The 12818-nt window shown below is 45.5% G+C and carries 12 protein-coding genes; 7 read left to right on the top strand and 5 right to left on the bottom strand.

Going from position 1 to position 12818, the window contains the following annotated elements; all coding sequences use genetic code 11:
- Positions 1-42: 42 nt before the first annotated feature.
- Entirely contained in the window at positions 43-1995 is a 1953-nt protein-coding gene (tkt, locus tag KHO06_RS14215; protein ID WP_212581778.1) for a transketolase, read from the top strand.
- A 51-nt stretch (positions 1996-2046) separates the two neighbouring features.
- Here tkt and KHO06_RS14210 read toward each other — a convergent pair whose 3' ends face one another.
- Positions 2047-2283, bottom strand: coding sequence for a hypothetical protein (locus KHO06_RS14210; RefSeq protein WP_045384536.1), 237 nt, complete (start codon positions 2281-2283; stop codon positions 2047-2049).
- Positions 2284-2481: 198 nt separating this feature from the next.
- On the opposite strand from KHO06_RS14210, the gene epd reads away from it, so the two are divergent.
- The 4 genes from epd (at position 2482) to mscS (ending at position 7387) form a co-directional block, all read left to right on the top strand.
- Positions 2482-3519 (top strand): erythrose-4-phosphate dehydrogenase, encoded by a 1038-nt coding sequence (epd, locus tag KHO06_RS14205; RefSeq protein ID WP_212581777.1) that lies wholly within the window; start codon positions 2482-2484, stop codon positions 3517-3519.
- A gap of 153 nt (positions 3520-3672) precedes the next feature.
- Positions 3673-4833, top strand: coding sequence for a phosphoglycerate kinase (locus KHO06_RS14200; RefSeq protein WP_005436484.1), 1161 nt, complete (start codon positions 3673-3675; stop codon positions 4831-4833).
- Between the two features lie 152 nt (positions 4834-4985).
- Positions 4986-6062 carry a class II fructose-bisphosphate aldolase gene (fbaA, locus tag KHO06_RS14195; protein ID WP_005531604.1) on the top strand — a complete coding sequence of 359 codons (1077 nt, stop codon included), beginning with the start codon at positions 4986-4988 and terminating at the stop codon, positions 6060-6062.
- 458 nt (positions 6063-6520) lie between these two features.
- The gene (mscS, locus tag KHO06_RS14190) at positions 6521-7387 is read left to right on the top strand and encodes a small-conductance mechanosensitive channel MscS (protein ID WP_005531607.1); all 867 of its coding nucleotides are present in this window, start codon (positions 6521-6523) and stop codon (positions 7385-7387) included.
- A 63-nt stretch (positions 7388-7450) separates the two neighbouring features.
- On the opposite strand, the gene KHO06_RS14185 is transcribed toward mscS, so the two are convergent.
- Positions 7451-7933, bottom strand: coding sequence for a YbaK/EbsC family protein (locus KHO06_RS14185; RefSeq protein ID WP_212581776.1), 483 nt, complete (start codon positions 7931-7933; stop codon positions 7451-7453).
- 24 nt (positions 7934-7957) lie between these two features.
- A complete protein-coding gene (locus KHO06_RS14180) occupies positions 7958-8587 on the bottom strand; it encodes a LysE/ArgO family amino acid transporter (RefSeq protein ID WP_005429924.1) in 630 nt (209 codons plus the stop codon).
- A 160-nt stretch (positions 8588-8747) separates the two neighbouring features.
- Here KHO06_RS14180 and KHO06_RS14175 point away from each other — a divergent pair, with 160 nt between their 5' ends.
- Together KHO06_RS14175 and KHO06_RS14170 are read left to right on the top strand one after the other, a co-directional pair.
- Positions 8748-9644 carry a LysR family transcriptional regulator ArgP gene (locus KHO06_RS14175; RefSeq protein ID WP_005429925.1) on the top strand — a complete coding sequence of 299 codons (897 nt, stop codon included), beginning with the start codon at positions 8748-8750 and terminating at the stop codon, positions 9642-9644.
- Positions 9645-9898: 254 nt separating this feature from the next.
- Positions 9899-10594 (top strand): oxidative stress defense protein, encoded by a 696-nt coding sequence (locus tag KHO06_RS14170; RefSeq protein WP_005429927.1) that lies wholly within the window; start codon positions 9899-9901, stop codon positions 10592-10594.
- A 75-nt stretch (positions 10595-10669) separates the two neighbouring features.
- Here the strand turns inward: KHO06_RS14170 and serA are convergent, their stop codons facing one another.
- Positions 10670-11899: a phosphoglycerate dehydrogenase gene (serA, locus tag KHO06_RS14165; RefSeq protein ID WP_045451144.1), complete on the bottom strand. Its 1230-nt coding sequence runs from the start codon at positions 11897-11899 to the stop codon at positions 10670-10672.
- Between the two features lie 259 nt (positions 11900-12158).
- Complete coding sequence (gene rpiA, locus KHO06_RS14160) at positions 12159-12815, bottom strand: ribose-5-phosphate isomerase RpiA (protein ID WP_005436473.1); 657 nt, start codon at positions 12813-12815, stop codon at positions 12159-12161.
- Positions 12816-12818: the final 3 nt, after the last annotated feature.

Genomic DNA, 12818 nt, shown 5'->3' with positions numbered 1-12818 from the left:
CACATTCCTTTATCAATTCGCTTAATGCACTCAGGAGCAGACATGTCTTCTCGTAACGTTCTTTCAAACAAAGAGCTCGCAAATGCAATCCGCGCTCTTAGCATGGATGGTGTTCAACAAGCTAACTCTGGCCACCCAGGCGCACCTATGGGTATGGCTGATATCGCTGAAGTTCTTTGGCGTTCTCACCTAAACCACAACCCAGCTAACCCAGAGTGGGCTGACCGCGACCGTTTTGTACTGTCTAACGGCCACGGCTCTATGCTGATTTACTCTCTACTGCACCTGAGCGGTTACGAGCTGTCTATCGACGATCTTAAGAACTTCCGTCAGCTTCACTCTAAGACTCCTGGTCACCCAGAGTACGGCTACGCACCAGGTATCGAGACAACGACGGGTCCTCTAGGTCAAGGCATCACTAATGCTGTTGGTATGGCAATGGCTGAGAAAGCACTAGCGGCTCAGTTCAACAAAGAAGGCCACGACATCGTTGATCACTTTACTTACGTGTTCATGGGCGATGGCTGTCTAATGGAAGGTATCTCGCATGAGGCTTGTTCTCTTGCTGGTACACTAGGCCTTGGCAAACTGATCGCATTCTGGGATGACAACGGCATCTCTATCGATGGTCACGTTGAAGGCTGGTTCTCTGATGACACGCCTAAGCGTTTTGAATCTTACGGTTGGCACGTAATCCCTGCTGTAGATGGTCACGATTCTGAAGCGATCAACGCAGCTATCATCGCAGCGAAAGCAGACCCTCGTCCAACACTTATCTGTACTAAAACTATCATCGGTTTTGGTTCTCCAAACAAAGCTGGTTCTCACGACTGTCACGGTGCGCCACTAGGTGCGGAAGAAATCGCAGCAGCGCGTGAATTCCTAGGTTGGGAACACCCAGCATTTGAAGTCCCTGCAGACGTATACGCTGAGTGGGATGCGAAAGCTGCAGGTTCTGAAAAAGAAGCGGCTTGGAACGCGAAGTTTGAAGCATACGCAGCGGCTTACCCAGCAGAAGCAGCAGAGCTTAAGCGTCGTTTAAACGGCGAACTTCCAGCTGAGTGGGAAGAGAAAACAAGCCAAATTATTGCTGACCTTCAAGCTAATCCAGCAAACATTGCATCACGTAAAGCATCTCAAAACGCACTAGAAGCGTTTGGTCAAATGCTTCCAGAATTTATGGGCGGCTCTGCTGACCTAGCACCTTCTAACCTAACCATGTGGTCTGGTTCTAAGTCTCTAGAAGCGAACGACTTCTCTGGTAACTACATCCACTACGGTGTACGTGAATTTGGTATGACAGCGATCATGAACGGTATCGCGCTACACGGCGGTTTCGTTCCTTACGGCGCAACATTCCTAATGTTCATGGAATACGCTCGTAACGCAATGCGTATGGCTGCTCTGATGAAAATTCAGAACATCCAAGTTTACACGCATGACTCTATCGGTCTTGGCGAAGATGGCCCAACTCACCAACCAGTTGAGCAAATGGCGTCTCTACGTCTGACTCCAAACATGAGCACGTGGCGTCCATGTGACCAAGTTGAGTCTGCAGTAGCATGGAAACTAGCGATTGAACGTAAAGATGGCCCATCGGCGCTTATCTTCTCTCGTCAAAACCTAGCGCAACAAGAACGTACAGCTGAACAAGTAGCGGACATCGCGAAAGGTTCTGAAGTTGAACTAGCAGTGAAAGCGGCAGAACAACTAACGGCTGAAGGTAAGAAAGTACGCGTTGTTTCAATGCCATCAACAGATGCATTCGACAAACAAGACGCGGCTTACCGTGAATCAGTACTGCCATCAGACGTAACAGCTCGTATCGCTGTAGAAGCGGGTATTGCTGACTTCTGGTACAAGTACGTTGGCTTCGACGGTCGCATCATCGGTATGACAACATTCGGTGAGTCTGCGCCTGCTGACCAATTGTTCGAAATGTTTGGTTTCACTGTAGAAAACGTAGTGAACACAGCAAAAGAACTGCTAGCGTAAGCTTACGAAGATAAAAGAAAAACCGAGCGTTAATGCTCGGTTTTTTTGTGCCTACTCAAATTCTTTTCCCCAGTTGTCCTTCTCTTTGTGTCCACATTCCTTACAGGTGACATAGCGATCCATATCGTAATAGTGACCGCCGTTCAGCAGGGTATGAGCCCAAAGCTTTAACGTTCCAAGAATCGATTTATCCGTATCATAACTGCTTGGTTTACGGACTAGCACTTCAGAGTGTGGTGTTTCTCTATTGCATCGCTTACAAAAGTGAGCTGCGGGAAAACCTGACATACGCATTTCCTTTGGTGGTCAAACAAGGAGCTAAAGTGCCAAGTGAAATACGCGAGGTCAGAAATTAATATATTTCTGGTGTGAATATATTGTGAAGTGAAAAGATAGTTTACCGCGAGGTAGATCACTTACTTAATGCGCTCAGCCTCCGTATCAGGTACTATCTGTGACACGAATTTTTGGTGAGGCGAAGGATAAATGCTAAAAGTTGCGATCAATGGATTTGGACGTATCGGTCGTAATGTACTGCGAGCAGTATATGAGAGCGGTAAGCATCAGCAGATAAAAGTTGTGGCGGTTAATGAACTCGCGCAACCCGAAGCGATGGCACATCTTCTTCAATATGACACCAGTCATGGCCGCTTCGGAAAGAAAATCTCGCATGACCAAGAACACCTCTATGTTCACCACGACAGTGGCGAATTCGATTCGATTAGAATCCTTCACCTTGCAGAAATCGAACTCTTGCCATGGCGTGACTTAGAAGTCGACATTGTACTCGATTGTACAGGTGTTTTCGGCTCACAAGCCGACGGCCAAGCTCATATTGAAGCTGGCGCGCAAAAAGTTCTGTTTTCACATCCTGGCGCAAGCGATCTCGATAACACCATTATCTACGGTGTGAACCACGAAACCCTCAAAGATGAACACCGAGTGGTGTCCAATGGTTCATGTACCACCAACTGTATCGTTCCTATCATCAAAGTCTTAGATGAGGCCTTTGGCATTGAATCTGGCACTATCACCACGATTCACTCTTCAATGAACGATCAGCAAGTTATCGACGCTTACCACAATGATTTACGCCGTACGCGTGCGGCCAGTCAATCCATCATTCCAGTCGATACTAAGTTGCATAAGGGTATTGAAAGAATCTTCCCGAAATTTTCCAACAAATTCGAAGCAATTTCGGTTCGAGTTCCGACAGTTAACGTCACTGCGATGGATTTAAGTGTCACAATTAGTACAAATGTGAAAGTTAATGACGTAAATCAAACCATTGTTAACGCATCTCAGTGTACATTACGTGACATTGTTGACTATACTGAATCGCCGCTCGTTTCCATCGACTTTAACCACGATCCCCATAGTGCAATTGTGGATGGAACTCAGACAAGAGTGAGTAACGGGCAACTCGTAAAAATGCTCGTTTGGTGCGATAACGAATGGGGCTTTGCTAACCGGATGCTGGATACCGCCTTAGCAATGCAAGCTTCTTCACAAGTGGAGCAATAATGGTGAAGAGGCGATGGAGAAAATTTTTATTTTAAGCCTTGAAATAAATCTGACGTATCTCCATATCAGTAACCAGTTTGAAGAATTAACGGGCTTGGCAGGATTGCCGAGTTTTTAAAAACTTTAATTATTTAATATTTGAGAGGACACATCATGTCTGTAATCAAGATGACTGACCTGGATCTTGCAGGTAAACGTGTATTTATCCGTGCTGACCTAAACGTGCCAGTAAAAGACGGTAAAGTAACTTCAGATGCACGTATCATCGCATCTCTTCCAACTATCAAGCACTGTCTAGAAGCAGGCGCTAAAGTTATGGTTACTTCTCACCTAGGTCGCCCAACTGAAGGTGAATACGCTGAAGAGTTCTCTCTACAACCAGTAGTTAACTACCTAAACGACGCACTAGATTGCGAAGTTAAACTAGCGAAAGACTACCTAAACGGTCTAGAACTAAACGCTGGTGAACTCGTTGTTCTAGAAAACGTTCGCTTCAACAAAGGCGAGAAGAAAAACGAAGAAGAACTGTCTAAGCAATACGCTTCTCTATGTGACATCTTCGTAATGGACGCATTCGGTACAGCTCACCGTGCACAAGCATCTACTCACGGTGTAGGCATGCACGCAGACGTAGCATGTGCTGGTCCTCTACTAGCAAACGAACTAGAAGCACTAGGCAAAGCAATGGACAAGCCAGCTCGTCCAATGGTTGCTATCGTAGGTGGTTCAAAAGTTTCTACTAAGCTAACTGTTCTTGAGTCTCTATCTAAAATCGCTGACCAACTAGTTGTTGGCGGTGGTATTGCTAACACATTCATCGCAGCTGCTGGCCACAACGTAGGTAAGTCTCTATACGAAGCAGACCTAGTTGAAACAGCTAAGAAGCTAATGGACGAGTGTGCAATTCCAGTAGCAACTGACGTTGCATGTGCGAAAGCATTCGACGAGAACGCAGAAGCTGAAATCAAGCACGTTTCTGAAGTACAAGACGACGACATGATCTTCGACCTTGGTCCAGATTCAACTGCTGAACTAGCAGAAATCCTTAAGAACGCTAAGACTATCCTATGGAACGGTCCAGTAGGCGTATTCGAATTCAAGAACTTCGAAGCAGGTACTAAAGGTATCTCTGAAGCTATCGCAGCTTCTGAAGGCTTCTCTGTTGCAGGTGGTGGTGACACGCTAGCAGCTATCGACAAGTTCGGTATCAAAGCTGACGTATCATACATCTCTACTGGCGGCGGCGCTTTCCTTGAGTTCGTAGAAGGTAAAGTACTTCCAGCAGTTGAAATGCTAGAAGCACGCGCTAAGTAATATTAGTAAAGCGGGAGTCCTCTCCCGCTTTCTTGTTTGCTGCAACGAGAGTGGAACTCTGCTAAAATAGCCCCAGTTGTGAGCAAACGTTTGCAAGATTTTCAATTTAACAAGTTTTGTTTATAAAACGACAGATAAATAGGATTACATCCATGTCTAAGATCTTCGACTTCGTAAAACCAGGTGTTATCTCTGGCGATGACGTTCAGAAAGTATTTGAAGTAGCAAAAGAGAACAACTTTGCACTTCCAGCAGTAAACGTTGTTGGTACTGATTCTGTAAACGCAGTACTTGAAGCAGCTGCAAAAGTTAAAGCTCCAGTTGTTGTTCAGTTCTCTAACGGCGGCGCAGCTTTCTTCGCTGGTAAAGGCGTTAAACTTGAAGGTCAAGGTGCTCAAATCCTTGGCGCTGTAGCTGGTGCTAAATACGTTCACGCTGTAGCTGAAGCTTACGGTGTGCCAGTAATCCTACACACTGACCACGCTGCTAAGAAACTTCTACCATGGATCGACGGTCTACTAGACGCTGGTGAAGAGTTCTTCGCTCAAACTGGTAAGCCTCTATTCTCTTCTCACATGCTAGACCTTTCTGAAGAGTCTCTAGAAGAGAACATCGAAACATGTGCTAAGTACCTAGAGCGCATGGCTAAAATGAACATGACAATCGAGATCGAACTTGGTTGTACTGGTGGTGAAGAAGACGGCGTTGATAACTCTGATATGGACGCATCTGAGCTTTACACTTCTCCAGAAGACGTTGCTTACGCATACGAGAAACTAAGCGCTGTTTCACACCGCTTCACTATCGCAGCATCTTTCGGTAACGTACACGGCGTTTACAAGCCAGGTAACGTTGTTCTAACTCCAACTATCCTACGTGACTCTCAAGCATACTGTGCAGAGAAGTTCGGTATTGCACCAAACGCTCTAAACTTCGTATTCCACGGTGGTTCTGGTTCTACTGAAGCAGAAATCCAAGAGTCTATCGGTTACGGTGTTATCAAAATGAACATCGATACTGATACACAGTGGGCAACTTGGGATGGTATCCGTCAGTACGAAGCTGACAACCGTGATTACCTACAAGGTCAAATCGGTAACCCAACTGGCGAAGACGCGCCAAACAAGAAGTACTACGATCCACGCGTATGGCTACGTGCTGGTCAAGCTTCAATGGTAGCTCGTCTAGAGAAAGCATTTGCTGACCTAAACGCAGTAGACGTACTATAATTCGTCTTACCTGAGTTTCTAAAAACCCGCTCTTAGAGCGGGTTTTTTTATGTCTAGACAATGAGACAATTCGGATTCTCTCTCTTGTGGCAATTGATAACTCGGTCAACTGCTATATGATCACCTCACTTCATATCCCTTCTGTTTTTGGCGCAAATTTCGAAACCAAGCGCATTTCAGCACCAAGTGGCATAAAACCAAGTAAAAAGTGTGGCGAAATGTAAATCCATTGCGTACTCTGTAATATGCCGATATCAGAAAACTCTGATAACACTTTGTTTTGTAGGTCTTTGCGAAACTCTGACTTTGCAAAATTTCAGTTTTGAGATATTGTGCCAAAAATCTGACAGTGTTCAGGAAAACAATAGGGATGTTGTTGTGAATAAGAACCTATAAAAAACACGGTTCATAAGTTAACGGCAATTAGATTTATATATCTTTATTTTGAGGATACGAATATGGCAGGTGAATCGATGGGTATCGATACCTCTTTAACGGATGGTTTGAGCAAAGCTGAAACATGGCTAAATAACAACTCAGATCTTCTTATTCAGTACGGTGTAAACATCATCTCTGCACTGCTGATCCTATTTATCGGTAACATTATCGTTAAAGCGGTAGCAAACAGCGTTTCAAAAGTGCTTGAAAAGAAAAAGATGGACAAAGCGGTTGTTGAATTCGTCAACGGTCTAGTTCGTTACCTTCTATTTGTTATCGTACTTATCGCGGCACTAGGTCGTGTAGGTGTTCAAACTGCATCTGTAGTTGCGGTAATCGGTGCGGCAGGTCTTGCTGTTGGTCTTGCTCTACAAGGCTCACTATCTAACTTCGCTGCGGGTGTATTGATTGTTGCATTCCGTCCATTTAAGTCTGGCGACTATGTAGAAATCGGCGGTGTGGCAGGTAGCGTTGAAGCAATTCAAATCTTCCAAACTGTACTAAAAACACCAGACAACAAAATGGTTGTTGTACCTAACTCGTCAGTTATTGGCGGCGCAATCACTAACTACTCTCGCCACGCGACGCGTCGTGTAGATCTAGTGATTGGTGTTTCTTACAAAGCGGATCTTAAGCAAACTAAACAAGTGATTCGTGAAACGCTAGAAAAAGACCCTCGTATCCTGAAAGATCCAGACATGACGATTGGTGTGTTAGCACTAGCAGATTCTTCAGTTAACTTCGTGGTTCGTCCATGGTGTAAAACAGCTGACTACTGGGACGTTTACTTCGATTCTACTCTAGCAATCAAAGAAGCGTTGGATGCAGCTGGTATCGAAATTCCATTCCCACAAATGGACGTTCACTTGAACAAAGTAGAAGCTTAATCACTTCGATTGAGAACATGAAAAAGCGAGGCAATGGCCTCGCTTTTTTTATATCCCAATGTTCTAAAGTTCTAGCAGAGTGTTGCTGCCAGCAAGGAGCAGACGTTTAAGTTCGCTACCTGCGAAGCCAAAGGTGAACTCGGGTAAACCAGGTGTATAGAGCAGCTCATCGTGTTGGTAGAGTGCCGTATCGACGATAATAGTGACATGCTCAGGTAAGCCAATAGGACAAACTGCACCGGGTACACAGCCTAGCTGTTCAACCATTTCATCGTCGCTGCAAATTGAAGGTCGTTTACCAGTCATGGCTTTGATTTGCTTGGAGTCTAAACGTGAGTCCTTGTCGGTTAAGTATACGGCATAACCTTGCCCTTTTAGCTTGAGAAAAAGACTCTTAGTATGCGTGCCGGTCCAACCGAGTTGTGCGGCGACTTTGATGTCGGTTTCGAAGTCGAGAATGGTTTCATGCTGCCACTCTCGAAAGGGGATGGAGAGCGCATTAAATCGCTCTCGATTGAGTTGATAGATTTTTTCCAGTGACTCCATGTCGTGTTTCTTTCCTATTTGTCTTTACCAGTATTTGGTGACTAACTCATTCGCAAGTACAAAAGCGATAGTAAACATCATAGCGGCAACCGCAATATCGATGCCTTTCTTCACTTTCGGTTTTGAGAGTGTCGGGCCCAACTTCGCTGCGCCTAATGACAACGTGTAGAACCATACAAATGACGCCATGATGGTGCCCATTGCAAATGCGATACGATCGTTGCCTTCGAACTGACCACCGATAGAACCTAAGATAACCACAGTATCCAAGTAGAGGTGCGGGTTCAAAACGGTAACCGCCAGTGCGCCGAGAATCACGGTGCGGCGCCCGCGCGCAACCACTTCACCTTTCGACTCCGAAGCGTCTGCGGGTTTGAATGCACTCTTTAATGACAGTAAGCCGTAAACGCTCAAGAAAGCAATGCCACCTAATGTTACCGATGTCAGTAGGATTTCATTTTGCGACAGAATGGCACCGCCACCGAAAATGCCGAGCGAAATGAAGAGCATATCTAGGATGCTACAGATGGTCGCGGTCGTCAGGTGATGTTGACGCTTAATACCTTGGTTAAGGACATACGCATTCTGCGCACCGATCGGAATGATCATTGTCGCACCTAAACCGAATCCTTGTAATAACACCCAAAAGCTCACAACACACCTCAAAAATTTAGCAATAGAACAACAGAGGAGTGGAAGATAAAGCTTTTATTGAAATAAGTATAATTAATGATTTTAATATATTATTAGCTTTGCTTATCTTTTGGCTTTGGCTTTGGCTTTGGCTTTGGCGTTTATTAGGGAGGAAAAACACGTGCGAGGATTGGATTATAAGTGGATAGAGGCTTTGGATGCGGTGGTACACCAAGGCAGTTTTGACCGAGCAGCGGAGCACCTTTTTGTTTCGCAATCAGCCATTTCCCAGCGTATCAAGCAACTCGAGAAATATCTCGCTCAGCCGGTTCTTATTCGTGAGCAACCACCCAAGCCAACCCCGATAGGTAAGAAGTTACTCGGGCTTTATCGCCGTGTCAGGCTCCTTGAGCATGAAATCCTACCAGAACTCAAAAACGACACCACAACACGCCCTGTACAGCTTTCATTAGCAACCAATGCAGATAGTCTTGCGACATGGCTGTTACCTGCGCTGCAGGATGTAATGAAGCATCGTCAAGTAGAGCTTAAGTTAACCATCTACGGTGAGTCGCGCTCAATTGAAAAACTCAGAAGTGGTGAGGTCGCTGGGGCAATCAGTTTGGAATCTCAAGCCATCCCGGGCTGTCGAGCGGATTACCTTGGTCGCATTGATTATGTTTGTGTCGCCAACCCTGAGTTTTATCAGCGATATTTTACAGAAGGCGTGAATAATCAAACACTGGCTAAAGCGCCAGCAGTCTCTTATGACCAATACGATGATTTACATAAGAAGTTTTTGACTGAACACTTCAACGTTAGGCCAGACAGCGTGATTCATCACAACATCAGTAGTTCTGAAGCTTTTCTTAAAATGGCATTAGCTGGAGTCGCTTATTGTTTGATTCCTAGGTTGCAGATCACTGATGAATTAGAGAATGGCGAGTTAATCGATATTACGCCGGGCTTTTTGATGTCGTATCGAATTTACTGGCATCACTGGCAGTTAGAAACGGGTGTGCTTCAAGAGATTTCACAAGCGATTGTAGGCTACGCGCAACAGCACCTTCCGCAATAAGTTCCCAACTGACTCGCGTTTTAAACGGAAATCACTGCGAAGTAACACAGTCAAAGTTGTGTTAGAAGTCGCGTAGGGCGCTTGGATAATTGGCAGAAGTTTCTATGATGAGTCTATATACACTCCAGTTCATTGGTGTCTCTTATTGTTCGAGTTTAGACGCCAATTCATTCGCCAAGGCATTCGTCGAGTATCTCGCCTGAACTCCGGCATGTGGAGTGACTTCAATCTTTCAAAACGGATGGATTTATCGAATGAAACTGTCTTCATGTTTATTGGCCTCAGCACTCAGCCTTACCAGCATTTCTGTTTTTGCGAATGATGTGCCGAATTTTGCCCATGTATCAACCACGGGTTACGGTGAGGTGGTTGCAACACCAGATATGGCAACCTTCTCTGTAAAGGTTGTTGATACGACAATGACGGCTGAGCAGGCGAAACAATCGGTCGATAATACGGTTGATGAGTTTCTTAAGAGCCTAGCCGATGCTGGTTTATCGAAAGACAATATTACCAGCTCAAACTTGTACTTAGCGCCTCAGTACCACTACCCGAAATCTGGGAAAGCGGAACTGGTTGGTTACCGAGCGTCACGCAGCATTGATGTAACCGTCAGTGATTTAGCGAATTTGAATGAATACTTGGATATGGCGCTTAAGGCGGGCATCAACCAAGTCGACAATATTCAGCTTAAAGTGAGTAACCAATCTGAGTACCAGCAAAAGGCACGCATGGCAGCGATTAAAGACGCGCAAAGCAAAGCGGCCTCTTTAGCGACGGGTTTTGATAAGAAGCTCGGTGATGTGTGGCAGATCAATTATAACCAAATGCACGCTCGCCCTGTACTGATGCGCTCGATGGCAATGGATGCGAGAGAGAGCTCTAACAGCTACCAAGACTCTACACTTGTGATTCGTGACCAAGTTGATGTGGTTTACAAGCTTAAATAAGCCCAGTTAAACACGATGAATAGAAACAGAAAAGGCAGGAAAGTCCCTGCCTTTTTTATGTTCATTAATCCGCGATTAGTGAAGGATACGAGCACGAATTGTGCCTTCGATGCCTTTTAGTTTCACGAGTGCTTCTTCTGAGCGAGACGTCTCAACGTCGATAACTACGTAGCCGATCTCTGCTGCCGTTTGTAGGTACTGACCCGCGATGTTAATGCCTTCTTCTGCGAAGATGGTGTTGATTTGCGTCAGGATACCTGGGCGGTTTTTGTGGATGTGCAGTAGACGCGAGCATTCACGGTGTTCAGGCAGTGATACTTCTGGGAAGTTCACGCTTGATAGGGTTGAGCCGTTATCTGAGTATTTCGCCAGTTTACCTGCTACTTCAACACCGATATTCTCTTGCGCTTCTTGCGTTGAGCCACCGACGTGTGGAGTTAAGATGACGTTGTCGAACTTCTGCAATGGAGACTCAAATGCATCCGCATTGGTTTTCGGTTCTACAGGGAATACATCAATCGCAGCCCCCGAGATATGGCCGGATTCTAGGCTATGGCATAGCGCAGGGATATCGACCACGGTACCACGTGCAGCGTTGATAAAGATTGCACCGGGCTTCATGCGTGCAAACTCTGCTTCACCCATCATGTTCTTAGTTTCTGGTGTTTCAGGTACGTGCAAAGAGATCACGTCACACTTGTTCAGTAGCTCACTCATGGTGAACACTTGCGTTGCATTACCTAGAGAAAGCTTGTTTTCGATATCGTAGTAGTAGACACGCATGCCCAAGTTTTCTGCGATGATACCCAACTGAGTGCCGATATGACCGTAACCGATGATGCCCAGACGCTTACCACGTGCTTCGTAAGAGCTGTCTGCACTCTTTTTCCAAACACCGCGGTGAGCGAGTGCGTTCTTCTCTGGGATACCACGAAGAAGCAGTAGGATTTGACCAAGTACGAGCTCTGCTACGCTGCGCGTGTTTGAGAATGGTGCGTTAAAGACAGGGACACCGCGTCGCGCTGCTGCGTCTAGGTCTACTTGGTTGGTACCGATACAAAAACAGCCAATCGCGACCAGCTTGTTCGCCGCATTGATCACTTCTTCTGATAGGTTCGTTCGGGAGCGGATTCCGATGAAGTGTACGTCTTTTACTGCTTCAATCAGCTCTTCTTCTGGAAGGGAACCTTTGTGATATTCAATGTTGCTGTAGCCAGCTGCTTGAAGAACTTCAACTGAAGAAGGGTGAAGTCCCTCGAGCAAGAGGATCTTAATCTTTTCTTTTTCCAGTGAAACTTTGGCCATTTTTCTCGTCCTTAAAATGGAAAGGTGGGCTAATGTGGCGCACATAAAGCAAAACCATTAAAAAGGGGATAATTAACAGTTTTGTCGGAAGACAAACGTTTCCCTGTGCGTCTTCTGCTCAATAAAGTAACAAAAAATTTTTGCTTTGGGTAAGAAAATTACGGAATAAGGCATGCTTTTCTTAGAAAAAGGAAGAAAAAACGGCGCACTAGGGCGCCGTATGTAATGAAATAACAGAAAATTTAAATCATCTAATGATTTATTCTTCTATTTTCGCACCTTCTGGTGTGCCAGTGATAACCACGTCTGCACCACGGTGAGCGAATAGACCCACAGTTACCACGCCTGCAATGCCGTTGATCTTGTCTTCAAGCTCTTTCGGGTTAGTGATTTGCATGTTGTGTACGTCTAGGATTACGTTACCGTTGTCCGTTGTTACGCCTTCACGGTATGCAGGGTCACCGCCCAGTTTTACCAATTCACGAGCCACGTAAGAACGCGCCATTGGGATAACTTCTACAGGAAGTGGGAACTGGCCAAGTACGTCAACGGCTTTTGTGCCGTCAACGATACATACGAATTTTTCTGAAATAGCCGCAACGATCTTTTCACGAGTCAGTGCAGCACCGCCGCCTTTGATCATTTCACGTGCTGCGTTGATTTCATCTGCACCATCAACGTAGATATCTAGCATTGCTACGTCGTTACACTCATAAACCTCAATACCAAGCTCTTTTAGACGCTCAGTTGAAGCAACAGAGCTAGACACTGCACCCTTGATATCATCTTTGATACTGCCTAGGGCATCGATGAAGTGATTCACGGTAGAGCCAGTACCAACACCGACAATGCTGCCTTTCTCAACATACTTAAGTGCTGCCCAACCAGCCGCTTTCTTCATTTCATCTTGAGTCATGCC

This window comes from Vibrio sp. B1FIG11 (genome assembly GCF_905175335.1).
In the GTDB taxonomy this organism is placed as follows: Bacteria; Pseudomonadota; Gammaproteobacteria; order Enterobacterales; family Vibrionaceae; genus Vibrio; species Vibrio campbellii.
This window is presented reverse-complemented; position numbering and strand designations above follow the sequence as displayed.